General features: G+C 73.8%; 23 protein-coding genes. 5 read left to right on the top strand and 18 right to left on the bottom strand.

The window, feature by feature from the left end; translation table 11 throughout:
• Nucleotides 1-110: 110 nt before the first annotated feature.
• Nucleotides 111-1,196, bottom strand: a complete 1,086-nt coding sequence (locus GD970_RS06165) for a DNA polymerase IV (RefSeq protein WP_152202006.1) — start codon at nt 1,194-1,196, stop codon at nt 111-113.
• 365 nt (nt 1,197-1,561) lie between these two features.
• On the opposite strand from GD970_RS06165, the gene GD970_RS06160 reads away from it, so the two are divergent.
• Nucleotides 1,562-2,128 (top strand): MOSC domain-containing protein, encoded by a 567-nt coding sequence (locus GD970_RS06160; protein ID WP_152202005.1) that lies wholly within the window; start codon nt 1,562-1,564, stop codon nt 2,126-2,128.
• Nucleotides 2,129-2,172: 44 nt separating this feature from the next.
• On the opposite strand, the gene GD970_RS06155 is transcribed toward GD970_RS06160, so the two are convergent.
• The 7 genes from GD970_RS06155 to ctaD form a co-directional block, all read right to left on the bottom strand.
• Nucleotides 2,173-3,408 carry a multidrug effflux MFS transporter gene (locus GD970_RS06155; protein WP_226925189.1) on the bottom strand — a complete coding sequence of 412 codons (1,236 nt, stop codon included), beginning with the start codon at nt 3,406-3,408 and terminating at the stop codon, nt 2,173-2,175.
• Nucleotides 3,409-3,609: 201 nt separating this feature from the next.
• Entirely contained in the window at nt 3,610-4,077 is a 468-nt protein-coding gene (locus GD970_RS06150; protein WP_211489646.1) for a DoxX family protein, read from the bottom strand.
• Nucleotides 4,078-4,364: 287 nt separating this feature from the next.
• On the bottom strand, nt 4,365-5,732 hold the full coding sequence (locus GD970_RS06145; protein ID WP_226925188.1) for an NAD(P)/FAD-dependent oxidoreductase: 1,368 nt from the start codon (nt 5,730-5,732) through the stop codon (nt 4,365-4,367).
• Nucleotides 5,733-5,827: 95 nt separating this feature from the next.
• On the bottom strand, nt 5,828-6,304 hold the full coding sequence (locus GD970_RS06140) for a hypothetical protein (RefSeq protein WP_211489645.1): 477 nt from the start codon (nt 6,302-6,304) through the stop codon (nt 5,828-5,830).
• An 11-nt stretch (nt 6,305-6,315) separates the two neighbouring features.
• On the bottom strand, nt 6,316-6,744 hold the full coding sequence (locus GD970_RS06135; protein WP_152202003.1) for a carboxymuconolactone decarboxylase family protein: 429 nt from the start codon (nt 6,742-6,744) through the stop codon (nt 6,316-6,318).
• Between the two features lie 33 nt (nt 6,745-6,777).
• The gene (locus GD970_RS06130; RefSeq protein ID WP_152202031.1) at nt 6,778-7,155 is read right to left on the bottom strand and encodes a DUF488 domain-containing protein; all 378 of its coding nucleotides are present in this window, start codon (nt 7,153-7,155) and stop codon (nt 6,778-6,780) included.
• The gene (gene ctaD, locus GD970_RS06125) at nt 7,139-8,821 is read right to left on the bottom strand and encodes an aa3-type cytochrome oxidase subunit I (RefSeq protein ID WP_152202002.1); all 1,683 of its coding nucleotides are present in this window, start codon (nt 8,819-8,821) and stop codon (nt 7,139-7,141) included. Before ctaD ends, GD970_RS06130 begins: the two co-directional genes overlap by 17 nt.
• Before the next feature lie 104 nt (nt 8,822-8,925).
• Between ctaD and GD970_RS06120 the strand changes: the two genes are divergently transcribed.
• Entirely contained in the window at nt 8,926-9,600 is a 675-nt protein-coding gene (locus GD970_RS06120) for a helix-turn-helix transcriptional regulator (RefSeq protein ID WP_152202001.1), read from the top strand.
• A gap of 349 nt (nt 9,601-9,949) precedes the next feature.
• Complete coding sequence (locus GD970_RS06115) at nt 9,950-10,243, top strand: DUF4193 domain-containing protein (RefSeq protein ID WP_226925194.1); 294 nt, start codon at nt 9,950-9,952, stop codon at nt 10,241-10,243.
• Between the two features lie 7 nt (nt 10,244-10,250).
• On the opposite strand, the gene GD970_RS06110 is transcribed toward GD970_RS06115, so the two are convergent.
• Complete coding sequence (locus GD970_RS06110; protein WP_152201996.1) at nt 10,251-11,012, bottom strand: ABC transporter permease; 762 nt, start codon at nt 11,010-11,012, stop codon at nt 10,251-10,253.
• The gene (locus GD970_RS06105) at nt 11,009-11,941 is read right to left on the bottom strand and encodes an ATP-binding cassette domain-containing protein (RefSeq protein ID WP_152201994.1); all 933 of its coding nucleotides are present in this window, start codon (nt 11,939-11,941) and stop codon (nt 11,009-11,011) included. Before GD970_RS06105 ends, GD970_RS06110 begins: the two co-directional genes overlap by 4 nt.
• Nucleotides 11,942-12,002: 61 nt before the next feature.
• On the opposite strand from GD970_RS06105, the gene GD970_RS06100 reads away from it, so the two are divergent.
• Complete coding sequence (locus GD970_RS06100) at nt 12,003-12,779, top strand: TetR/AcrR family transcriptional regulator (RefSeq protein ID WP_152201991.1); 777 nt, start codon at nt 12,003-12,005, stop codon at nt 12,777-12,779.
• Nucleotides 12,780-12,785: 6 nt separating this feature from the next.
• Here the strand turns inward: GD970_RS06100 and GD970_RS06095 are convergent, their stop codons facing one another.
• Nucleotides 12,786-13,103, bottom strand: a complete 318-nt coding sequence (locus GD970_RS06095; RefSeq protein WP_152201989.1) for an antibiotic biosynthesis monooxygenase family protein — start codon at nt 13,101-13,103, stop codon at nt 12,786-12,788.
• A gap of 254 nt (nt 13,104-13,357) precedes the next feature.
• Here GD970_RS06095 and GD970_RS06090 point away from each other — a divergent pair, with 254 nt between their 5' ends.
• Nucleotides 13,358-15,022: an alpha/beta hydrolase domain-containing protein gene (locus tag GD970_RS06090; RefSeq protein ID WP_152201986.1), complete on the top strand. Its 1,665-nt coding sequence runs from the start codon at nt 13,358-13,360 to the stop codon at nt 15,020-15,022.
• Between the two features lie 81 nt (nt 15,023-15,103).
• Here GD970_RS06090 and GD970_RS06085 read toward each other — a convergent pair whose 3' ends face one another.
• From GD970_RS06085 to GD970_RS06055, 7 genes are read right to left on the bottom strand one after another with little or no spacing between them, the layout of a single operon-like run.
• Nucleotides 15,104-16,759 (bottom strand): class II aldolase/adducin family protein, encoded by a 1,656-nt coding sequence (locus tag GD970_RS06085; RefSeq protein WP_170297151.1) that lies wholly within the window; start codon nt 16,757-16,759, stop codon nt 15,104-15,106.
• A complete protein-coding gene (locus GD970_RS06080) occupies nt 16,752-18,257 on the bottom strand; it encodes an FGGY-family carbohydrate kinase (protein WP_152201980.1) in 1,506 nt (501 codons plus the stop codon). Before GD970_RS06080 ends, GD970_RS06085 begins: the two co-directional genes overlap by 8 nt.
• Nucleotides 18,254-19,936 carry a glycerol-3-phosphate dehydrogenase gene (gene glpD, locus GD970_RS06075; RefSeq protein ID WP_152201978.1) on the bottom strand — a complete coding sequence of 561 codons (1,683 nt, stop codon included), beginning with the start codon at nt 19,934-19,936 and terminating at the stop codon, nt 18,254-18,256. The genes GD970_RS06080 and glpD overlap by 4 nt, the downstream gene beginning before the upstream one ends.
• Before the next feature lie 39 nt (nt 19,937-19,975).
• Nucleotides 19,976-20,875: a 3-hydroxy-5-phosphonooxypentane-2,4-dione thiolase gene (gene lsrF / locus GD970_RS06070; RefSeq protein WP_152201976.1), complete on the bottom strand. Its 900-nt coding sequence runs from the start codon at nt 20,873-20,875 to the stop codon at nt 19,976-19,978.
• Nucleotides 20,868-21,944: an ABC transporter permease gene (locus GD970_RS06065; RefSeq protein ID WP_152201973.1), complete on the bottom strand. Its 1,077-nt coding sequence runs from the start codon at nt 21,942-21,944 to the stop codon at nt 20,868-20,870. Before GD970_RS06065 ends, lsrF begins: the two co-directional genes overlap by 8 nt.
• Nucleotides 21,941-22,921, bottom strand: coding sequence for an ABC transporter permease (locus GD970_RS06060; RefSeq protein ID WP_152201971.1), 981 nt, complete (start codon nt 22,919-22,921; stop codon nt 21,941-21,943). The genes GD970_RS06065 and GD970_RS06060 overlap by 4 nt, the downstream gene beginning before the upstream one ends.
• Nucleotides 22,914-24,440, bottom strand: a complete 1,527-nt coding sequence (locus tag GD970_RS06055) for a sugar ABC transporter ATP-binding protein (protein ID WP_211489643.1) — start codon at nt 24,438-24,440, stop codon at nt 22,914-22,916. The genes GD970_RS06060 and GD970_RS06055 overlap by 8 nt, the downstream gene beginning before the upstream one ends.

Below are 24,440 nucleotides of genomic sequence, written 5' to 3'. Positions count from 1 at the left end.
GCGGCGTGCGACCACGGCGGCCTCATCCGCGCCGCCAGATGGGCGTTCCGGCTGCAGCCGGAATGGCGTGTTGGCCGTGGGAGGGGTGAGGGGGCCGTCGTGGCGCCCCGTCACAGCCGCCCGCGCACCGGGGTGCGCTCGGCGGGGTCGCCCTCCTCGGGCATGACCAGCTCGGCGCGCACCCCGAGCAGCCGGACCTCCCGGCCGGGCTCGAGCCGCTCGGTCAGGGCGAGCGCGGCGGCGACGACGTCCCCGGCGTCGCGGGTGGGCGCGGGCAGCTTGCGGCCCACCACCTTGGTGACGAACGGGGCGTAGCGGACCTTGAGCGTGACCCGGAAGACCGGCCGGCCCTCGCGCTCGGCGTCGCCGGCCACCTGGCCGGCGAGCTCGCGCACGGCGTCGCGGACCTGCTCGGGGGTGGTGAGGTTGTGCTGGTAGGTGGTCTCGCGGCTGTGGCCGCGGGCGATCCACGGGCTGTCGTCGACGACGGCGGGGCCCAGGCCGCGGCCGAGGTCGCCGTACCAGACACCCATGCGGGGGCCGAACTCGGCGACGAGGACCTCCCGCGGGGCGGCGGCGAGCTGGTTGACCGTGGCGATGCCGTGGGCGGCCAGGCGCTTGGACACCTTGGCGCCCACGCCCCACAGGTCGATGACCGGCCGCTCCCCCATCACCTCCACCCAGTTGTCGGCGGTGAGCCGGAAGATCCCGCGCGGCTTGCCGAACCCGGTGGCGATCTTGGCGCGGACCTTGTTGTCGCCGATGCCGACGGTGCAGTGCAGCCGGGTGGACGCGAGCACCGCCTCCTGGGCGCGCCGGGCGAGCGCCTCGGGGTCGTCGGTGGTCGCACCGAGGAAGGCCTCGTCCCAGCCCAGGACCTCCACGACGACGCCGAGGTCGCGCAGCGTGGCCATCACCTGCTCCGAGGCGGCCTCGTAGGTGGGCGCGTCGACGGGGAGGAAGACGGCGTCCGGCGGGGCCCTGCGGGCGGCGAGCTTGAGCGGCATCCCGGAGCCGATGCCGTACTTACGGGCGGCGTAGGAGGCGGTGGAGACGACGGCGCGCTCGGTCGGGTCCCCGCGGCCGCCGACGATGACGGGCCGGCCGGCGAGCTCGGGTCGGCGCAGCACCTCGACCGCGGCGATGAACTCGTCGAGGTCGACGTGCAGCACCCACGGCCTGGCGCCCGTGCCCATGGGTCGAGTCTGGCGGGGCAGGGCCGCCGTGTCGCCCAGAACGGCACGGCCCGCCCGCGGCAGCACGGCCCACCAGAGCCTTGCCGAGATCGACGACGTTGCTGTCTCATGCGCGCACCCGTCGCGAGATCGACGACATTGCTGCCTCACGGACCGGGAAACGACAACGTCGTCGCTCTGGCGCCGCGGCTGGGACGCGAGATCGACGAGATGGCTGCCGCCCGTGGTCGCCACATCTCGACTCGCCCCAACCGACCCACGAACGGACGCATGCCGAGCTGGCGCAGCGCGCTCGCTCCCCGCGGGCGGCCGCCGCTTCGTGTGCAGCGCGCAGCCCCCAGCCACCGTGGACGACACTGGGCGGCGTGACCTACCGGTACGACGTCGAGATCCTGCACCTGCTCGTCTCGCCCGGGCACGCCTACTTCGGGCGCGCCCGCGACGGCGCCGCGGACGTCCCGACCACCGACGCCGACCGCGTGGAGGTCGTGGCGGGCAAGGGCATCGTCGGCGACCGGTTCTTCGGCAAGGCCGCCCACATGGACGCCGCGGTCACCCTGCTTGCCGTCGAGGGGCTCGAGGCCATGGCCGCCGAGCTCGGCACCGCCGCCTTCGACCCGCTGCTCACCCGGCGCAACGTCGTCCTGCGCGGCGCCCAGCTGCCCCCGCTGCTCGGCGAGGAGTTCGCCCTGGAATCAGGGGAGTCCTCGGTGCGGCTGCGCGCCGGCCGGCCTGCCAACCCCTGCGCCTGGATGGACCAGGTCCTCGCGCCCGGCGCGCACGCCGCGATGCGCGGGCGCGGGGGCGTGCGGTGCCGGCCACTGTCGGACGGCGTGCTGCACCGCGGGCCGGCGGTGCTGGTCAGCCCGGTGCCGCTGGAGCCGGAGCGCGCCGGCGAGGCGGTCTGGCGACGTCCCTCGCGGCTGCCGTAACGGCGCCGTCCCGCCCGGGCCGCGCCGTCGAGACGCCGCGGTGGTCAGCGGGTCAGCCGCTGCCCCGCCATCGCCGCCCCGACCGCGAGGGTCGAGCAGCCGGCCATGAGCACCGCCATCGGCACGGCGGTGTGCTGCCCGGCGAGCCCGGTGAGCGGGCTGACCAGGCCGCCCATGAGGAACTGCAGCAGCCCGGTCACCGCCGACCCGGCGCCGGCGCGGCCGGGCACCCGGGACTGCGCGAGCGCGATGGCGTTGCCCAGCACGAAGCCGTGGCAGAGCTGGTTGAGGAACAGGTGCACCAGGGTCGACCACCCGGTGATCCCGCTGACGATCAGGACGAGGCCGACGACGTTGACCGTCGCCATGGCCGTCACCGCCACGCGCAGGATCGATGCGGGCGCGAACCGGTCGACCAGCCGGGTGTTGGTCAGGGCGCCGAGGATCGCGGCGCCGGCGTTGACGGCGAACACCACCGAGTAGGCGAGCGCGGAGAAGCCCAGGACGTTCTGCACCACGAACGACGAGGCGGAGATGTAGGAGAACAGGGTGCCGAACGCCAGGGCGAACGTCATGGCGTAGGCCATGAACGACGGCGTGCGCAGCACGATCCAGGAGTTGCGGGCCGCGGCGGCCAGGCCGCCGCGGTGGCGCCGCGCCGGGGGCAGGGTCTCGGGGACCACGAGCACCGAGCAGGCGAGCATGAGCAGCCCGAAGCCGGCCAGCACCCAGAACACCGCCTGCCACGGCGCGACGGTCGCGATGACCCCGCCGAGCAGCGGGGCGACCACGGGCGCGAAGGAGGTGATGCTCGCGAGGACCGAGAAGAGCTTCGCGGCCCGGCGTCCGGTCGCGATGTCGGAGACGACGGCGCGGGCGATCACCACCCCGGCGGCCCCGGAGACGCCCTGCACGGCCCGCAGCGCGATGACCATCCCGATGCTCGGCGCCAGCACCACGGCGACGGAGGTGAGCAGGAACAGGAGGTTGCCCGCCACCATGAGGCGGTGCCGGCCGAGGACGTCGGAGATCGGGCCGAGCAGGAACTGCCCGAGCGCCATGCCGACCATGTAGGTGGTGAGGGTGAGCTGCACCGCCGTGGCGGACGTGTCGAAGTAGCCGGCCATGTGCGGCATCGACGCCAGGTACATGTCCGTGGCCAGCGGGCTGACCGCGCTGAGGATGCCCAGCGCCACCACCAGCACCACCCGGTCCGCGGCACCGGGCAGGCGCAGCCGCGAGCGGATCGGCTCGTCGGCGGACTCGGCAGGCCCCGTCATCGGGACACCTCGGGCAGCACGGTGGCAACGGTCACTCCCGGCATCCTAAGAAGCCCCGACGGCGGAGCGAGCGGTGACCACGGCGTGGACACCCGGCCGCCGTGACGGCGAGGCGGAGACGGCGAGGTGGACACCTGCCCGCGGAGACAGCGAGGCGGGGCCGACCGGCACACCGGTGGCCCCGCCCCTGCCGATCCGGGATCAGCGGCCGGCGAGCACGCCCTCCCGGGCGACCTCGGCCGCGTCGGTCGACCGCTTGCCGAGCAGGCCGTCGACGCTGAACCGCCCGGCGCCGGCGGCCGCCAGGGCCAGCGCACCGGCGGCCAGCCCGAGCACGAGCTCGTAGCCGTTGTCCGTCACCCACAGGCCCTGGGGCAGGTGGACGAGGACCAGGGCGCCGATCATGTTGATGGCCAGGAGCAGGGCGAACACCGGGGTGAGCGCCCCGAGGATCAGCGCGGCGCCGCCGACGGTCTCGACGAGCGCGGCGAACCACGCCGACAGCGCGGGCGCGGGCACGCCCATTGCGGCGAAGCCCTCGGCGGTGGCGCCCATGCCGTTGCTGACGAACTTCTGCAGGCCGTGGGCCAGGAAGACCGCGCCAAGTCCCACGCGGGCCAGCAGCAGGAAGGCCTCGCGCAGGGCGCGGGGAAGCTTGATGAGGGTCATGGTGGGTCCTTTGCGTCGTCGGCAACCGGCGCACGGGCGCCGGTCGGTCAGTGCGGGCACGAGGACCGGCACGCCGCAGAGCGCGGGTGACACCGGTCGGGTTCACGTCCCCAGCTGCGCACGGGGAGGCTCCAGGCTTCGCTCCGCACGCCCCCCGGTGCCGGCCAGCCGCCAGCACCGTAACCCGCCATTGCTTGAAGTATCAACTATGGGAGGTGTGGCGACAGGCACGTGCCGGCTGCGCACGCCCCGCGCGAGCCCTCACGCCGGGCAGGCACGCCCGCGCCTCACCGCCCGGCGACGACGTCGGCCACCCGGGCGGCGACGGCGGTGCGCGCCGTCCCGCGCGCCTCGGCGCGGTCGGCGGCGCGGTAGGCGCCGTAGACCGCCCGCACCGCCAGCCAGCGCAGCGGCTCGACCTCCCAGCGCCGGGCCCGGCGCCCCACCCACGGCATCCGCACCAGCTCGGTGTCCTCGCCGAGGATCAGGTCCCGGAGCGTGCGGGCGGCCAGGTTCGTCGTCGTCACCCCGGTGCCGACGTACCCGCCCGCCCACGCCAGCCCGCTGGCCGGGTCGAGCCCCACGGTGGCCCTCCAGTCCCGCGGCACCCCGAGCACCCCGGACCAGACGTGGTCGACGGCGGCGCCGCGCGCGGCGGGGAACATGTCCTCGAGAATCGCCAGGAGCACGGCCCCCGTGCGCTCCGGCGTCGCCCCGTCCGCCCCGGTGCGCGAGCCGTAGCGGTAGGGCACGCCGCGCCCGCCGAGGGCGATGCGGTCGTCGGCGGTGCGCTGGGCGTACATGTACACGTGGGCCATGTCGGCGACGACGTCGCGCCCTGCCCATCCCAGGCGCTCCCACACCTCGGGCGGCAGCGGCTCGGTGGCGATCATCGAGGAGTTCATCGGCAGCCAGAGCCGGTGCAGCCCGGGCAGGTCGGCGGTGAAGCCCTCGGTCGCGCGCACGACGACGTCGGCCTCGACGTCGCCGGCGTCGGTGCGGGCCAGGTGCGGGCGGATCTCGCGCACCGCGGTGCCCTCGTAGATCGGCACGCCCAGCCGCTCGACGGCGGCCGCCAGGCCCCGGACGAGCCGGGCGGGCTGGACCCGGGCGGCGTGCGGGTGGTGCAGGGCGCCGAGCGCGCCGGCGACGTCGAGCCGGGCCCGGGTGGCGGCGGCGTCGAGCAGCACCGAGCCGCCCTCGGGCCAGGCGGCCTCGGCGGCGGCGAGGGCGTGCAGCCGGGTCAGCTGGGCCGGGGTGCGAGCGACGGTGAGCTCGCCGCCCTTGGCGATGTCGGCGTCGATGCCCTCCGCGGCGGCGACGGCGATGACCTCGTCGACCGCCTCGTTCATCAGCGTCTGGAAGCGGCCGACGACGGCGCGGCCGTGGGTGCGCACGTAGCCGTCGCGCCCACCGGTGATGGTGTTGGTCAGCCAGCCGCCGTTGCGGCCCGAGGCGCCGTAGCCGGCGAAGCGGCGCTCGAGGACGACGACGTCGAGGTCGGGCCGCGCCTTCTTGAGGTAGTACGCCGTCCACAGCCCGGTGTAGCCGGCGCCGACGATGGCGACGTCGGCACGCCGGGGGCCGAGCAGGGCGGGGCGGGGGGCGGGCAGGTCGCCGCCGTACCAGAAGGAGACGCGGCCGTTGATCGTCACGGGACTGATACTGGCAGTCAATCGGCCGTCAGCCAACGGAAACCGTCGAGCGAGGGCCGCATGGCTACGCTTTTCGCAGCAGGGTGGCGCCGCGCTCAGCCGTGACGTACGGCGGACAGCACGAGGCCGACCGGGATGCTGACGGCGATGACACCCGCGAGAAGCCGGTAGGCCGCGAGCCACGCGGTCCATCCCGGCCGCGGCGCCCTGACCCCGCGCAGGAACAGCACGAGCGCGACGACCAGGGCCACCCCGCCGGCGACGACGGGCGGCACCGCGCCGGCGAAGGTCCCGGCCAGCACGGCGACGTTGCCGGCGTTCCACGCCGCGAGCTCCCAGCCCACCGTCCGGCGCGTCGGCGGCCGCGCCGCGAGCCACGCCTGGCCCGCAAACAGCCCGAGCTGGGCCACCCCCGCGACGAGCACGAGATACGCGGCGGCCCACGAGCCGTGCTCGAGACCGGTCGGTCCGGTGACGGCGGCGACCAGGCCGCCGATGACGATGCACAGGAAACCGACGACCGCGCCCGGCCGCATCGCGGCCCAGCGGACCCGCAGGTCCTGATCGCTCATCTGGGTCAGCATCAGGCGTGCGTACCCGGTGCGACCCCCTCGCGCACCGCGGATGGATGCCGGACCCCGGCCTCGGCCGGCGTGTCACGACGAGCTCCGGCCGTCCGAGGCGCATCGTGGCCGATGGCATGCAGCGCCAAGGTGGCGTGGGCGTAGGCGCCGCCGGCGCGCATCTCGGCGGCCACCCAGATGGCCTCCATGATCTCCTCCGGGCTCGCTCCCCTGCGCTGGGCGAGCTTGGCGTGCCCCTCGATGCAGTACGGGCACTGGGTCACGTGCGCGACCGCGACGGCGATCAGCTGTTTGGTCCTCTCGGGCAGCGCACCGTCGGCGAACACTGCGCGACTGAACTCCTCGAACGCCGCATGAACGGCCGGCGCGAGCTCTCGGCGTCGAGCGGCCAGCTCGGGAGTGGTGCGGTGGTACATCGTCTCGTCCATGGCTTCTTTCCCCTCGATTCGCGGGTCTCGTGGTCAGGGACTGGGGATTCGGACCTGAAGCAGGGTGGCGAGGACCTGGGCTTCGCTGATGTCGGCGTGCTTGGTGGCGGTGATCAGCGTCAGGGGCCCGCGCCGCGCCAGGTCGCGGAGGTGCTCGAGGGCCGCGGCGCGCTCGGGCTCCTCCAGCTCGCCGCGGTAACGGCGCGCGAACTCCTCGAAGCGCGCCGGATCGTGGTCGTACCACTGACGTAGCCCCGTCGACGGTGCGATGGTCTTGCACCATTCGTCCAGATCGGCTCTGTCCTTGCTCAGTCCCCGGGGCCAGAGGCGGTCGACCAGCACGCGGACACCATCGGCCCTCGTCGGCTCCTCGTACGCGCGACGGATCTTCACCTCATGCTGGTGCACGATGACCGCCGTCCAGGGCTGCCACCTCGGGGTGGTGCAGGTCGAAGGCGGGGCGCTCGGAGCGAATGCGCGGCAGCACGGTGAAGTTGTGGCGCGGGACCGGGCACGCGGTGGCCCACTCCAGGGAGCCGCCAAACCCCCAGGGGTCATCGACGAACACGGTACGGGGGCCGCGCTGGGTCTTGTAGACGTTGTAGAGGAACGGCAGCGTGGACAGTGCCAGGATCGCGGCACCGACCGTGGAGATCTGGTGGTAGAGCTGGACGCCGTCCTCGGGCAGGTAGTCGGCGTAGCGGCGCGGCATGCCCTGGGCGCCGAGCCAGTGCTGGACCAGGAAGGTCGTCTGGAAGCCGATGAACAGCAGCCAGAAGTTGACCTTGCCCAGGCGCTCGTCGAGCATCCGGCCCGTCCATTTCGGCCACCAGAAGTAGAAGCCGGAGTACATCGCGAAGACCACGGTGCCGAACACGACGTAGTGGAAGTGCGCGACGATGAAGTAGGTGTCGTGCACCTGGAAGTCCATCGGCGGGCTGGCGATGATCACCCCGGTCAGGCCGCCGAAGAGAAAGGTCACGAGGAAGCCCAGCGAGAACAGCATCGGCGTCTCGAAGGTGAGCCTGCCGCGCCACAGCGTGCCGACCCAGTTGAAGAACTTCATCCCGGTGGGCACCGCGATGAGCATGCTCATGAACGAGAAGAAGCTCAGCATGACGCCGCCGGTGGTGAACATGTGGTGCGCCCACACGGTCACCGACAGCGCCGCGATCGCGATGGTGGCGAACACCAGCCCCTTGTAGCCGAAGACCGGTTTGCGGGAGAAGACCGGGAGCACCTCCGTGACGATGCCGAAGAACGGCAGCGCGATGATGTAGACCTCCGGGTGGCCGAAGAACCAGAACAGGTGCTGCCACAGCAGCGCCCCGCCCGCGTCGGGGTTGTAGACCTGGCCGCCGGCGATGCGGTCGATGGCGAGCCCGAACAGGGCCGCGGCCAGCACCGGGAAGGCCATGAGCACCAAGAGGGACGTGATCAGGGCGTTCCAGGTGAAGATCGGCATCCGGAACATGGTCATGCCCGGCGCGCGCAGGGTGATGATCGTGGCGACGAAGTTCACCGCACCGAAGATCGTCGCGAAGCCGGTCATCGCCAGGCCGAGGACCCACAGGTCGCCGCCCAGACCCGGGGAGTAGACGGCGTTGGACAGCGGGTTGTAGGCCGTCCAGCCGAAGCTCGCCGCGCCCTTGGGCGTGAGGAAGCCGGCCACGACGATGAGGCCGCCGAAGAGATAGAGCCAGTACGAGAGCATGTTCAGCCGCGGGAAGGCCACGTCCGGGGCGCCGATCTGCAGCGGCACCGTGATGTTGGCGATCCCCGTGAACAGGGGCGTCGCGAACAGCAGCATCATGATCGTGCCGTGCATCGTGAACAGCTGGTTGTACTGCTCGGGGGACTGCACGAGCTGCAGCCCGGGCTCGAACAGCTCGGCCCGGATGAGCAGTGCCAGCACGCCGCCGATCATGAAGAACACGAACGAGGTGACCAGATACAGGTAGCCGATCACCTTGTGGTCGGTGGACGTGATCCAGGAGACCAGCGTCTTACCCCACCCCTGCTTGCGGGGTCGGAGCCCCGGCACGAGGTGGGTGCGAAGCTCAGCGGTGGTAGCCATCATCATCGGCCCCCTCAGGGCTGCTAGCCGGAGCGCGGAAAACGCACGTGACGGGACGTGGCACCGGCAGCGCTCTGGTCTGCCGTGGGTGAGACGATGGTCGGGTGCGAACTACCGGCGAGGTGGACCCGGACCTCACCGGCGCCGTCTCCAGCCGTGTCCGCGTCCTGCGCGCGCTGCGTGACTCGCCGGAAGGTCTCGGCGTGCACGAGCTCGCCACGCGGCTCGGCCTGCACCCGAACACGGTCCGGTTCCACCTCGGCCGGCTCGAGGAGGACGGCCTGGTCCACCGCGAGGTCGCGCACCCGAGCGTTCCCGGGCGCCCGCCGCTGCGCTTCACCGCGGCTCCGCACCCCAACGCCCTCGGCACACGACGGGACTTCCGGGCACTGGCGCAGGTGCTGGCTGACGTCCTCGCCGACCGGGTACCGGGGTCGCCCGAGCTGACCGAGCAGGCCGGGCAGGCTTGGGCGCGGCGCCTGATGCAGGCGTGGACCGGCCCGGCCCCTGACGCGGCAGGAGCGATCACCATGCTGGCGGAGGCACTCGCCAGCATCGGCTTCGACCCCCAGATCACCTCGGACCGCCACCAGCTGTCCATGATGCAGCGGCACTGCCCCTTCCTGGAGGTGGCCCAGGAGCACCGCGACGTCGTCTGCTCGCTCCAGCTCGGACTGATCCGCGGGGTGCTCGAGCGCCTCGGTGCGCCCGTGGAGGTCACCCGCCTGGTGCCCTTCGCGACCCCGCAGGGATGCCTGGTCCAGTTCACGGCGACGTGAGCGCGGCGGACCACACGGGGCCGTGCCCGACGGGGCCAGGTCCGCGCCCTCGCCGACGCCCCGTCCACGCCGACCCCGGCTCTTGACGCCGGTGCCTGGGCACCCATCCCGTAGGTCACGTCTGCCTCCCACCGTCGGCCCTTGCATCCTCCGACTTCCCGAGAGTTAATACAAGGACTGTTCGTGAAAACGGTGGGACAGGTAGCTACCCCTGGGGGATGGCGCCATGAACGTGAGCTTCGTGGGCGCGGCCACGCCGGCGCGGAGGAGCGACGGCCAGGGCAAGCCGGCGCCCCGTGGCGCCCCACGGCCTCGAAGGCGACGCGCGGCGGATCAGGGCGGCGGGGAGATCGACTACGACACGCCGCGCAAGAGCGAGGACGACGGCACTGCCGGCTCCCTCGAGGAGCTTCAGGCCCGCGACCCGGTCGAGCGGTGGGCACCGCTCGACGAAGAGGACGTCACCGCCGCGGACGCGTTCGAGCTCCCCGGAGCGGACCTGTCGGGCGAGGAGCTCACGGTCGTGGTCGTGCCCCAACAGGCCGATGAGTTCGTGTGCACGCACTGCTTCCTGGTCCACCACCGCAGCCAGCTCGCCAGTGACGCCGCAGGGCAGTTGGTGTGCACCGAGTGTGCCGCGTAACAGCAGGTCAGCGCCCCTTCCGCCGGAACAGCGCCGCCGACCCGACGACGCCGAGCAGCGTCAGGCCCAGGCCCCACAGGACCGCGGTCCACGGCTCGCCGCCGGGGGTGCCGACCATGAGCTCGCGCAGGGTGTTGGTCACCGGCGTGACGGGCTGGTGCCCGGCGAAGCCCTGCAGCCAGCCGGGCAGGGTCTCGGTGGGGACGAACGCGCTGGAGATGTAGGGCAGGAACAGCACGAGGAAGGTGAACCCGCTGGCCGCCTCCGGGGTGCCGGCCACCAGCCCCATGAGGGCCGAGACCCAGGAGATGGCGAGGACGTACAGGCCGAGGACGCCGGCGGCGGCCAGCCACTCCCCCGGGCTCGCCGTCGGGCCGAAGCCGAGCAGCAGCGCCACGGCCACCACGAGCACGGTGGCGACGGCGTTGCGCGCCAGGCTGGCCACGACGTGGCCGTTGACCACCGCGAAGGCGCTGATCGGCATGGTGCGGAAGCGGTCGATGATGCCGCGGGACATGTCGCCGGCGACGGCGACGGCGGTCTGGGCGGCGCCGTAGCCGGCGCACAGCAGGATCGCCCCCGGCACGATGTAGTCGACGTACTCCCCGCCGGTATCCAGGGCCCCGCCGAAGACCCAGACGAACGTGCACATGAGCATGATCGGCAGCAGCACCGAGACGAGGATCGACTCGAGGTCGCGGGCGCTGGCCCGCACGCTGCGCCCGATCAGCGTGGCGTTGTCCTGCAGGGCGTGGGTGATGGCGGTCATTTCTGCTCCTCGGTGGTGGCGGCGTGGCCGGTGAGCTGGAGGAAGACGTCGTCGAGGGTGGGCTCGCGCAGCTGCCAGCGCTCGACGTCGAGGCCGCGGCGCTCGACGTCGGCGAGCACCTCGCGCACGTGGGCGACCGAGCCGTCGGTGGGCACGCGGACCTCGGAGGCGTCGGCGAGCACGAGCTCGACGAAGGCCTGCCCCAGGCCGCTCTTGAGCTCGGCCGCGGTGCCCTGGGCGACGATCGCGCCGCCGTCGAGCACGGCGACGGCGTCGGCGAGGCGGTCGGCCTCCTCGAGGTACTGGGTGGTCAGGAGGATGGTGGTGCCGCGGGCGGCGACGTCGCGGATCATCTCCCACAGCCCCTGCCGCGAGCGCGGGTCGAGCCCGGTGGTGGGCTCGTCGAGGAAGAGCACCTCCGGCGCGGCGAGGAGGCTGGCCGCGAGGTCGAGGCGCCGGCGCATGCCGCCGGAGTACTTCCCGGCTACCCGGTCGGCGGCGTCGGCCAGGTCGAAGCGCTCGAGGGTCTCGCCCACGAGCGGGCGGACCCGGCGGCGGGGCAGGTGCAGCAGCCGCGCGATCATCGTGAGGTTCTCCCGGCCGGTGAGGCGCTCGTCGACGGCGGCGTACTGGCCGGTCATGCTGATGCGCTCGCGCACGGCCCGGGCGGCCGTGACGACGTCGTGCCCGGCCACCCGGGCGGTGCCGGCGGTGGGCCGCACGAGGGTGGAGAGCACCTTGATGGTCGTCGTCTTGCCGGCGCCGTTGGGGCCGAGGAGGGCGAAGAGCTGGCCGCGCGGGACGGTCAGGTCGAGGCCGCGGAGGACCCGGGTGGCGCCGTAGGCCACCTCGAGGCCCCGGATCTCGACGGCGAGGTCGGTGTCGGCGGCGGCCTGGGGCGGCTGCGACCGGGCTTCTGTGTATGCCATAGACGTAAGTGTGTATGTCGTACACGCTTTTGTCTACCCCATAAACAGATAGACTGGCCCGGTGACGGAATCCCAGGGACCGCCGGCGGACGCCGGCGAGGTGACGCTCCCGCCCGGCACGGCGGAGCTGTGGCAGCCCGCGGGGCGGCCCCGGCGGGGGCCGCGCCCGGGGCTCAGCGTCGAGGCGATCACGCGCGCGGCGATCGACATCGCCGACGGCGAGGGCCTGGCGGCCGTCTCCATGGCGCGGGTGGCGAAGGCGCTCGGCGTCACCACCATGGCGCTGTACCGGTACGTCGCCTCCAAGGAGGCGCTGCTCGCGCTCATGCTCGACGCCATCGCGCCATTGCCCGAGGAGCCGGAGGACCCGGCGCTGCCGTGGCGCGTCCGGCTGGAGACGTGGTGCCGCGACCAGCTCGCGCTGTTCGTCGAGCACCCCTGGATGGGCCAGCTCGTCGGAGTGGCGGCGGTGGGGCCCAACCGGGTGGGGTGGATCGAGCGGGGCCTGCGCGCCCTGGAGGACGTCAGGGTGTCCGAGGGGCTCAAGACGGCGATCGTCGGGCGGCTCAGCCTGCACCTGCTCACCGAGGGCCAGATGCTCGTCGCCATGCGGGCCGCGGACGCCGGCGCCGACTCCGACCACCCGGCCCTGCTCGACTTCAACGCCATGCTGCGCGCCGTCACCAACCCGCAGGACCATCCCGCCATCACCGCCGCGCTCGACGCCGGCGCCTTCAGCAACGACGGCCCGAACGACGTCGACGACGCCGGGCTGGGGCTGACCATCCTGCTCGACGGCGTGGAGGCGCTGCTCCGGCGGGCGGCGCCGGGCGGCTGAGCGCGCTCAGATGCTGTGCCCGAGCGCGTCGCCCGCCACGGCGGCGCGGTCGAGGGTGTGGGCCTCGAAGCTCTCGAGCAGGTCGCGCATCTTCTCGGTGCCGGCGCGGAAGGTCTCCGAGTCGCGCCAGGCGTCGACCTGCCCCATCGACTCCCACGGGCCGGAGCTGATGAACAGGTTGGGGGTGTCCCGGTCGCGCAGCAGCACCGCGCTGGAGCCCGGGAAGTCCCGCTGGGTGCTGTGCGCCAGCTCCTGCCAGGCGGCCACGAAGTCGTCCTCGCGGCCGGCCTTCACCCGCCACAGGCCCAAGGTGTAGACGGTCATGACGCACCCCTTCCTGGAGCGGTCCCTCGTCGATGAGGGAGCCGAGCCGGCGAGGGCCGCCGTCGTATGCATACACCCGCACCGCAGGACGAGCACGGCAACATACGGCAACCCGGCCGGGACCGGTCACTTCCGGACCATGATCGTCCCGGCAGGACGGGGTTCTCGGAGGGGCACCTTCCGGGGCCGTCCGTCCCGCCGGCCACGCACGTCGTCGTGCGCGGCCCCGACACCGTCGTCCTTTGGGGGAACCGATGACTCATCTGCTGCAACACCGGCGGGCGAGAGCCGCGCTCGCCGCCGCCTGCGTCGGCGCGCTCGGCCTGACGCTGGCCGCCGCGCCGGCGACGGCGAAGCCGCCGCACCCGACGCCCGACCCGATCACCGTGTCCCTCACGGCCGTCCCGGAGGTCGCGGGACCGATCGCCGAGACGGCCGACAGCCACATGTGGTCGACCATGGAGCACGCCCGGGTGCCGTTCGACGTCGCCGACCACGGCTACGTCGAAGAGGAGTACTTCCTCTCGGGGACCGCCAACGTCTATGACAACGCCGGCGGCGAGCTGCAGGTGGTCACCGAGGCGGTCCCCTACGTCAACAACATCCTCGTGCGCAGGCCGGCGAAGAAGGCGGACTCCTCCGGCGTCGTCCTCGTCGACATCCTCAACGCCTCCAACGGCTTCCCCGGCGAGGACCACTGGCGCCGGATGTGGGACTGGGCGATGGATGAGGGGCACACCGTCATCGGCGTCACCTCCAAGCCGATCCAGGTCGACGCCCTGCAGAACTTCGACGCCGCCCGCTACGCCGACCTGACGTGGGACGTCGCGGACGTCGAGCGCGAGCCGATCATCGCCGATCCCGCGAACCCCAAGGCGTTCGACCCGTTCATGGTGGTGCCCGGCGCCGAGGAGGGCCTGGTCTGGGACATCCTCACCCAGGTCGGCACGCTGCTGGACAGCAAGGACGGGCGGGCGGTCCTCGGCGGGCAGAAGGCCAAGACCGTGCTGCTCATGGGCCAGTCCCAGTCCGGGATCTACCTCAACACCTACGCAACGAGCTTCCACGAGCGGGCGACCGACGCCAACCGTGGGCCGGTCTTCGACGGCTACCTCGACACCGTCGGCGCGGTCCTCGAGCGGCCGCTGCGGCAGGGTGAGACCGGCGGGCTGGTGACGGTGCCCGGCTCGGAGCCCGCGCTCGACGTCCCGTTCATCACCGTGACGTCCGAGGGCGACGCCGGGCTCTTCGGTGCGGCCACGCTCGCCGAGAAGGCGCTGCCGGAGAACCGCCGCCACTGGCAGGTGCCGGGCACCCCGCACACCGACCTGCTCTCGCCGGTGATCCCGGCCGACGAGGAGATCTACAAGGCGGGCCGCCTGCCGAACACCCAGGTGCACGACCCGGCGTTCCGCGCCGCGCTCAACCCCTACCCGCTCGAGCCGACGGTCATCGCGGCCACCGAGGCTCTGGTGGACTGGGCCAGGACCGGCAAGGAGGCCGCGCCGTCGCAGTGGTTCGACCAGGCCGGCGGCGCGCTGACCCGGGACGCGACCGGCAACGTCACCGGCGGGGTGCGCTACGGCCTCATCGAGCACCCGCTGGGTCAGTACCGCGGCGGCGCCGCGCCCGGCGCGGTGTACGGCTCGGTCGACCTCGTCTCCGCCGAGGAGTTCGCGGCCGCGTACGGCACCCGGGAGAACTACCTCGCGCTGGTCGCCGAGTTCGACGCGGCGCAGATCGACGCCGGGTACCTCACCGAGTGGGGCGCCGAGTACTTCCAGCAGGTCGCGAACACGCTCCTGGACCGGATCGGCGTGCCCGCTGCCGCGGACGACGACAGCGCGGGTCTCCCGCCCGGCCACGGCGGCACGGTGCCCGGGCACGGCGGCACGCCGCCGGGGCAGGCCACGAAGTAGCGGTCCGTCCTGGACGGGAGGCCACCGACCGGTGGTCGGTGGCCTCCCCCGCGCCTCGGAGAGGCCGAGAGCCCGAGTGGTCTACCTACGCGTCGGCCCTGCGGATTCGCTCCAGGCGGATCGGGCCACGAGCAGCAGCGCCGCCCGGAGGGACTCCACATCAGCCAGCGCCGCGCGCACCCGGCCCCGCGGGCCGACCACGGTGCAGCCGTCGGGGTCTGCGCTGAGGACGATCTCAACGCCGCCGGCCCACCCGTGCCGGAGTACCCGGTGCCGGCGATAGGCCGCGGCGGGCGCGACACCGACGTGACACAGCAGGTCCACGCCGCCCCAGCTGGCCACCGCCTCGCTGATCGCCTGTGCCTGGTGGCCACCGGTCACCACCTGCGCCCCCGCGTCCGCCAGCGCGGCGCGCACCGGCTCGGCGTCTTCGCCCTGGGCCGCGGTCACGACGGCGACCTGGCCCTCCAGCGGTGGGCGCTCCCCGCTCCGCCGCAGCTTCGCCTGCTCCAGCTCCCAGTACTCGATGTCGAAGAGGTCGGCGTCGCCGACGGAGCGGTAGCCGCCGAGCGCCTCGGCGTCGCGGATGATGCGCATCGTGTGCCGGTAGATGTCGCGCACCGCCCCGAGCTCGCCCGGGGTCCGCCCGACGGTCACCAGCCCCAGCTCCGCGTCGAGGACCACCCGCGGCGCCGGGTCCAGGGCGGTGAGCCCCTCCGGGTAGCTCGGGGCGAAGCGCTCGAACCGGGCCCGATACTCCCGCACGAAGGCCGCCACGTCCCGGCCGATGAGGGGCCAGGGCTTGGTGCGGATGACGTGCTCGAGCGTGGCCGTGCCGTTGCGGGTGACGGTGGCGAGGTTGTCCAGGGCCAGGAAGGCGTCGACCTCGGGGTCCTTCTCGGCGCGGACCAGGACGGGGAAGCCCGCGGCCCGGCCGATCTCCGCTCGTAGCGCGGCCAGCGCCTCCCCGTGGTCGTCGCCCACGCCGGCCACGGCGGGTGCGGCGACGGCCGGCGTGCCGGGGCGCGGGGCGTGCGCCGCCCCACCCCGGGACCGGGCGATGCGCTCCTCGGCCGCGTTGATGAGGCGGATGTGGCGCTGGTAGGCGTCCTTGGCCTCGTCGGCGAAGGTGAACAGGCCGTGGTTGCGCAGCACCACCGCTGACGGCGGCGCCCCGTCCCGGGCGGCCAGCTCCTGGGCGACCCGGCGGGCCAGGTCGAAGCCGGGGCGGCAGTAGGGCAGCACCAGCGCGTCATGCCCGAACACCTCGAGCAGGTCGGCGTCGGGAAGCTCGGTGTCGGTGAGCGTGACCACGGCGTCGGCGTGGCTGTGCAGGACGAACCGGAACGGCAGGAGGGCGTGCAGGAGCGCCTCGATGGACGCCGTGGGCGCGGCGGCGTCGATGCTCGCGCACCGGAACTCGTTGACCATGGTGGTGTCGTCGAGCGCGGGAAGCGCCGCGAGCCGGCGCAGCCGGTCCAGCCGCAGCGGGGCGAACCCGGCCCGGGTGATCCGGCCGAGGTCGTGGCCCGAGGCCTTGACGTGCACGAGCTCGATCGGTTCGCCGGTGACGTCCCGGTCCAGGGTCTTGACCGAGGTGTTGCCCCCGCCGTGGAGGACGACGGCGGGGTCGGAGCCCAGCAGGCGGGAGACGTACACGCACTGGTCGAGGGCGTCCCCGGTGGGCACCGCGTCGTCCCACCGGTCGCGCACGCCGGCGGTGATCAGCTCAGGCACTGCGCGCCTCCTGGTGCAGCGCCGTCCACGCCGGCCGGAGCGAGTCGAGCAGCGCGTCGAAGACGAGGGCCTGGCGGGCGTACAGCGCCTGGTTGGCGCCCGGGTGCACCACGAGGCTCGGGTCCTGCTCCAGCCGCCAGGGCTCCGCAGCCGGGTCCAGGGCCGCCCGGGCGAGGAACGCGGCACCGCGGGCGCCCAGCTCGGTGCCCAGCTGGCGCCGGACCGGATGGCCGAGGACGTCGGCGAAGATCTGCGCCCAGACGGGGTTGCGCGCCCCGCCGCCGGCGAGCGTCCAAGGCTCGCCGCTCATCGCCGCGCCACTCTCGCGCAGCGCCTCGACCTGCACGCGGTGGTACTGGGCGACCCCCTCGGCGACGGCGCGGGCGACGTGGGCGTGCCCGTGCCGGGCACTGGCGCCGACGAGGGTGCCCGAGGCGCCCTGGATCGCCGGGGCGCCGTGCACGAAGGGCAGGAAGTACAGGCCCTCGCTGCCGGCCGGGGCGTCGGCCGCGGCCTCGAGCAGCTCGCGCGGCTCCGCGGTGGGCCCGGACGGCCGGGTGACGGCCGCCGAGAGCCACTCCAGGCTGGCCGAGGAGGTGGGCGCGACCTCCATCGCCAGCATCGTGCCGGGTTCGGGCAGCAGCGCGTTGAGGGTCACGCGCGGGGGGACCGCCGTGGAGGGGACGACGACCGCGTTGATCGCCCACGTGCCGACGATGACCGTGACGTCGCCGGGGCCGGAGGCGCCCGCGCCGAGGGGGCTGGCCACACAGTCCATGCAGCCGGCCGCGACCGGCAGCCCGACCGGGAGCCCGGTCGATGCCGCGGCCTCGGGCGTCACCGTGCCGGCGACGGCGTCGGAGGCGCGCACGGGCGGGAACAGCCGGATCAGGTCCCCGGGCAGGCCCACGGCCTCGAGGGCCTCGGGCGCGTAGGCGCGGGTGGACAGCCGCAGCAGGCCCATGGCGGAGGCGTCGGAGTAGTCGGCGCTCGGCTCCCCGATCAGCCGGGTGGTCAGCCAGTCCTTGCAGGACAGAGCCCAGCGGATCCGCGCGAGCGACTCCGGCTCGTGGTCGTGGAGCCAGCGCAGGAGCACGGCGGGCTGCGCGGCCCAGGGCATGGAGCCCGTGACGTCGCGCAGCGCCTCGCCCGGCCCGGCCAGCGCCTCGGCCGCGAGGTCCTGGGCCCGGGAGTCCGTGGAGGCGATCGCGGGGCGCACGGGCCGCAGGTCCTCGTCGACCGGGTACAGGCCGTTGCCGTGCCCGGTGACGGCGAGGCTGACGGGGGTGTGCCCCGACGTGGCCAGGTGGGCGGTCAGGTCGCGCAGCACGCCGGCCACCACGCGCCACAGGTCGTCCATGTCGACCTCCTGGCGGTCGGCCGACACCGCGATGCGCGGGTTGGACGCCCGGACGGTCCACAGCTCTCGGCCGTCGTCGTCGAAGGCGGCGGCCTTGGCGGCGGTCAGTCCGACATCGACACCGATGTGGCAGATCATCGAGCAACTCCTGCGTCGGTCGTGAGGTCTTCGTAGTGTTCCGGGGCCGCGGCGCGGGGGCGGAAGCGTCTCGTGGCCCGGACGTAGTCCCGCAGCTCCTCGGCGACCCGCGCCTCCGTCCAGCCGAGGTGCACCCGGGCCACCTCGGCGGCCGCCGGCGCCGCGGCGAGACCGACGTCGGCGTTCAGGCCGACGAGGATCCGGCGGAGCAGGACGTCCTCGAGCGTGCGGGCGCCCTCCTGCTCGACGGCGAAGACCACCTCGGCCGCCACGGCGCCGCTCTCGGGGTCGATGACCGCGCCGAGCTCGGGGGTGGCGAGGATCAGCCGCTCGACGAGCGCGGCGCGCGTGCCGTACACCGAGACCAGCCGGCGGGCCGTGGCGCTGTCCAGCGGTGAGCGGGCCAGGAACACCCGGGCGAACTCCTCGCCGGCCGAGCGGCCGGCCCGGACCGCCCCGGGCAGCGGGGCGGACGCCGTCGGGGAGGTCGCTGCGCCGCGGCCCAGGAAGGTCACGACCTTGTCCACCGCCTGCTCCCCCAGGGCGCGGTGGGTGGTGAGCTTGCCGCCGATGACGGAGAACAGGCCCCGGTAGGCGCCGTCGTGGCCGACGATCTGGTGGTCGCGGGTGACCTTCGAGGGGTCCTCCAGGTCGGCGACGTACGGCAGGGGGCGCACGCCGGAGTAGCTCCACAGCACGTCGTCGGCGGTGAGGCCCGCACCGGGGATCAGGGCGTTCGCCTCGTCGATGAGGTACTCGACCTCCTCGTCGGAGGCGACGATCTCCTCGATGCTGCCGTCGTAGGGCAGGTCGGTCGTGCCGATCATGTACCGCCCCTGCCAGGGCAGGACGAACATCGGCCGCTTGTCCGCCCGGGCCTCGAAGAAGACGCAGGTGGCCGGCGCCCCGGGGAAGGGGTCCACCACGACGTGCGAGCCCTTGGTGGGCCCGACGAACCGCTTGCCGACGTCGGTGCCGCGCAGCACGGCGTCGACCCAGGGGCCAGCGGCGTTGACCACCACGTCGGCCCGCGCGGTGCGCACGGCTCCGGTCTCGGTGTTGCGGATCGTGACGCCGGAGACGCCGGCGCGGCCGACGGTCACGTCCACGACCTCGCTGTGGGTGAGCACGTGGGCGCCGTGGTCGCTGGCGGAGACGGCCAGCTCGACGCAGAGCCGTTCGGTCCACGGCACGTTGGCGTCGGCGAAGACGACGCCCCAGGCGATGCCCCGGCGGTTGAGCCCGGGCCACCGCCGGGCGATGGCCCGGCGGCCGACCGGGCGGTTGAGCGCCAGCGGCTTGCCCACGGCCAGGAGGTCGTGGAGCAGGACGCCGCAGGCGATCAGCCAGCCCGGCCGGCTGTTGCCGCGGTAGAAGGGGATGAGCATGGGGTACTCGTGCACCAGGTGCGGCGCCTGCCGCAGGAGCACCTTGCGCTCCCGGATCGACTCCATGACGAGGCGGACGTCCAGCCGCTCGAGGTACTTCAGCCCGCCGTGGATCAGCCGGGTGGAGATGCTCGAGGTGCGGGCGCCGAGGTCGTCGCGCTCGACGAGCAGGACGCTCAGCCCGCGCATCGCCGCCTCTCGGGCGATCGCCAGCCCGTTGATGCCGGCACCGACGACCGCGAGGTCGTAGTGGTCGGACAGCTGCTCGCGCTGGGTGTCCAGCCTCGCCATGGGTCGATCTCTCCTTCTGTTGCGGCCTGTTGCGGCGTGCTACGCGAGCACGGGGGTGTTGGCGAGGTCCTCGTAGAGCGCGAAGGCCTCCGCCGTGGGCAGGTCGTCGTGGACGACGGCGCGGACGGCGGCGAGCATCGCGGCCGGGTGCGCGGACTGGAAGATGTTGCGGCCCATGTCCACGCCGGCGGCGCCGCCCTGGATCGCCCGGTAGGCCAGCTCGAGGGCGTCGCGCTCGGGGATCTTCTTGCCGCCCGCGATGATGATCGGAACGGGGCAGGCGGCGGTGACGGTCTCGAAGCCCTCCTCGACGTAGTACGTCTTGACGAAGTGGGCGCCGAGCTCGGCGGGGATGCGGGTGGCGAGGCGGAAGTAGCGCGCGTCGCGCACCAGCTCGCGGCCCACCGCCGTCACAGCGAGCACCGGGATCCCGGCGGCCTGGCCGGCGTCGACGAGGGTGGTCAGGTTGCGCACCGACTTCGTCTCGTGCTCCCCGCCGACGAACACCTGGACCGCCATCGCCGCGGCGTCGAGCCGGACCGCGTCGTCGATGCCAAGGGCGACCTCCTCGTCGGAAAGGTCCTTGAGGATCGACGGGCCACCGCTGGCGCGCAGCACCACCCCGGCGCGGGAGTCGGCGGGGATGGTGGAGCGCAGCGCCCCGCGGGTGAGCATGATCGCGTCGGCCTGCGGCACGAGCGGGACGATGTTGAGGTCCAGGCGCTCGAGCCCGGAGGTCGGACCCTGGAAGTAGCCGTGGTCGAAGGCGAGCATGACGGTGCGGCCGTCGGTGGGCTGGAAGATGCGCGCCATGCGGGAGCGGATCCCCCAGTCGTGGCCCGCCATGCCCTTCGTGCCCGGCAGGGCCGGCGCCGCGGTGGCAGCGGGGATGGCGCCGCCGAAGTTCGTTCCGTCGCGCAGGTCGTCGAGGTCAGCCACGAGGCTCTCCTTCTGTCGGGGTGGTCTCCGGGCGCGGGTCCGCGCCGGAGGGGGTCTGGGTGGTGGGGGCGATCGTCGTGGGCGTGCTGCGCCGGCGCCGGAGCAGCGGCCCGGCGGAGATGACGACGACGAGGACGACGAGCACGCCCTTGAGGATGTTCTGGGCGCCGACGCTCCAGCCGACGAGGTTCAGCAGCCCCGAGAGCAGGCTGAAGAACAGCGCCCCGCCCCACAGCCCCGCCGGGACGGCGCGGCCGCCGGCGATGAGGGTGCCGCCGATGACGACGACGGCAACGGAGTCGAGCAGGTAGGAGCTGCCGAGGTTCTGCGCGGGCGAGATGAAGGCCGCGAGCAGGGACCCGGCCAGCCCGGCGGTCACGCCGCTGAGCACGTAGGTGGCGGCCCGGGTGGTGCCCACCGGGATGCCGGCCTTGCCGGCGGCGGTGGCGTTCTGCCCGGTGGCGAGCACCGAGCGGCCGTAGACGGTGCGCCGCAGCGCCCAGGCGACGGCGACGGTGAGCAGGGCGACGGCGATCGCGAGCAGCGGGACGCCGGCGACGCGGTGGTTGACGAATGCCCGGAGGCCGGCGTCGGGGTGGGCGGCCATGCCGTCCGCGAGGACGGAGGTGACCGACGCGGCGATCAGGCTGGTGGCCAGCGTGGCGATGATGGGCGGCACGCGCAGCGCGATGATGCTGAGGCTGCTGGCCGCGCCCACGGCCCCGCCCGCCGCGGCGCCGACGAGCAGGCCGAGGACGGCGCTGCCGGTCGCGGCCGCGGCGATCACCGAGACGTAGGAGGCGAGGCTGACGACGGCGCCGACGGACACGTCGATGTTGCCCGGCCCGAGCGTGATGACGAGCATCTGCCCGATGCCGACCAGCACCAGGAACGGGGCCAGGGTGAGCACCTGGGAGAGGGCGTTCCACCCCGAGCCGCCGCCGATCGCGACGATGGTCAGCCACACCGCGACGGCGCCGAGCACGGACCAGATCCACGGCGGTGCGGTGCGGGGCTGGGCGGGGGTAGCGAGGGAGCGGCGGGTGGGCCGGGTGGTGGTGGTCGTCATCGGGTCAGCCGTTCCGTGAGGACGCGGCCCGCGAGCACCGCGAGGACGATGAGGCCCTGGGCCGCGGACTGGAGGTTGGAGGACAGGCTCATCAGGCTCAGCAGCACGCCGATCAGGCCCAGCGTCATGCCCCCGAAGGCCGTGCCGACGGGCACCGCCTGCCCGCCCGCGAAGGTGCCGCCGCCGAGGATGACGGCCGCGATGGTGATCAGCGCGTAGTTGTTCGCGGAGTTGATGTCGCCGGTGCGGGTCTGGCCCGCCAGCATCAGGCCCGCGACGATCAGCAGGACGGCGGCGAGGACGTAGGCGCCCACGCGGGTGGCCAGGGTCGAGCGACCCGACCGGGTGAGGGTCCGCGCGTCGGAGCCCAGCGCCCGCAGCCGGACCCCGAAGCGGCTGCCGTGGGCGACCAGGGCGACCACGGCGGTTGCGACGGCGATGATCACCAGCGGCGCCGGCACGCCCTCGGGCCGCCAGGAGGCCAGCGCACTCTGCCAGGGCGCCACCGCCCCGCCCGGGGTCGGCAGGATCATCAGCCCCAGGCCGAGCCAGACGAAGCTCATGCCGAGCGTGGTGATGATCGAGGGGACGTTGCGCAGCTGGACGGCGACCGCCATGAGGGCGTAGAGGACCACGATCCCGACCAGGGCGAGCGCGCCGAGCGCCGGGGCGGTGGCGAGCCAGGTGGCGGCGATGACCGTCACCAGCCCGACGAGGGCGCCGACGCCGAGGTCGATGTCCCCCACCGCCATGATGATCATCTGCGCGAGGGCGGCGATGACCAGCGGGACGGCGGACATCAGCATCATCGTCATCCCGTGCACGGTCAGGATGGCGGGCTGCAGGTTGGCGCCGACGGCGACCATCGCGACGAGCGTGACCAGGGCGAGGGTCGGCGGGGCCAGGCGGCGGCGCCGGACGCTCAGGGCGTCGCGCAGCTCGGGCAGCCGCGGCGCGGCGGGCGCGGCGCTAGACATGGACTTCCTCCCCGTCCTCGATCGCCGCGAAGGACTCGGCGACGATGCGTTCCTCGGTGATGTCGGGCCTGCGGAGCTCGGCGACGATCTCGCCGGCCCGGAAGACGTAGGCGCGGTCGCAGTGGGCCATCTCGGAGTTCTCGGTCGAGTACCAGACGATCGACCGGCCGCGCTCGGCCTCGGCCCGCATGCGCGCGTAGATCTCGTTCTTGGTCTGCACGTCGACCCCGCGGAAGGGGTCGTCGAGCAGGATCAGCCGGGCGTCGGACGCGAAGGCGCGCGCCACCAGCACCTTCTGCTGGTTGCCGCCGGAGAGGCTGAGGATGGGCGCGGCGGCGCCGCCCTTGACGGCGAGGCGCTCGACCCAGGTGGCGACGGCGTCCTGCTCACCGGCGCGCGGGATGACGCCGGCGCGCGCGAGGCGGCGCATGGTGCCGACCGCGATGTTCTGCGCGACGGTCCACAGCGGCAGGATCCCGGAGGTCTGCCGGTCCCCGGGCACGAAGGCCTTGCTGCGGGGCACGGACGCCCCGGCTCGGGACAGGGCTCGCAGGCCGGGGCGCCACAGCCGCTCGAGGAGCTCCTGCTGGCCCTGGCCGGCGAGGCCGGCCAGGCCGACGATCTCCCCGGGAAGGACCTCGAGGGTCCCCGCGCCGCGGCGCCCGACGGGGAAGCGCACCACCGGTTCCCCGGCGCGGGCCGCGGCGGCCGGCGCGGGCGCCCGCTGCTCGGCGGCGGCGTGGACCTCCCCGCCCATGAGGCGCAGCACCGTGTGCTCGTCCACCTCGCGGGCCGGCCGCACGGCGGTGACGCGCCCGTCCTGGAGCACCGCCACCCGGTCGCAGTGCGCGAGCACCTCGCCCATGCGGTGGGAGATGAGCAGCACCGAGGCGCCCGCGGCGGTCATCCGGTGCACGTGGGCGTACATGCTCGCCGCGGCGTCCGGGCCGAGGGACTCGGTCGGCTCGTCGAGGATGAGCAGGGACACGTCGTCGGCGAGCGTGGCGCGGGCGATCTCGACCATCTGACGCTTGGGCATCGGCAGCTCGCCCACGCGGGCGTGGACCGAGATGCCGTGCCCGGGGAAGATCTCGTCCAGCGCCCGGGCGATCCGCCGTCCCGCGGTGCGCTGCCAGGTCAGGCGCGGCAGCGCACCGCGGTAGGAGAGGTAGGCGTTCTCGGCCACCGTGAGGTCCGGGGCGAGGGAGAGCTCCTGGTAGGCCAGGCGCACCCCCAGGGCCTCGGCCGCCGCCAGGGTGTACCCCCGCGACCGGTCGGTGCCGGCCACGCGCAACGCGCCGCCGTCGATGCCTTCCAGCCCGGCGATGGCCCGCACGAGCGTGCTCTTGCCGGCGCCGTTGTGGCCGACCAGCCCGAGGATCTCGCCGCGGGCGAGGGTGAGGTCCACCCCGGCCAGCGCCCGCGTGCGCCCGTAGGACTTCGTCACGCCGCGCGCCTCGATGAGCATGCTCGCGTCATGCGCCGGTGCGGCCTGTTGCTCGGCCAGGGTGTGCGTCAC

The organism is Georgenia thermotolerans (assembly GCF_009193185.1).
GTDB classification, from domain to species: Bacteria; Actinomycetota; Actinomycetes; order Actinomycetales; family Actinomycetaceae; genus Georgenia; species Georgenia thermotolerans.
Note: the sequence above shows the minus strand (reverse complement) of the source record. Positions and strands in the feature narration are given on the sequence as shown.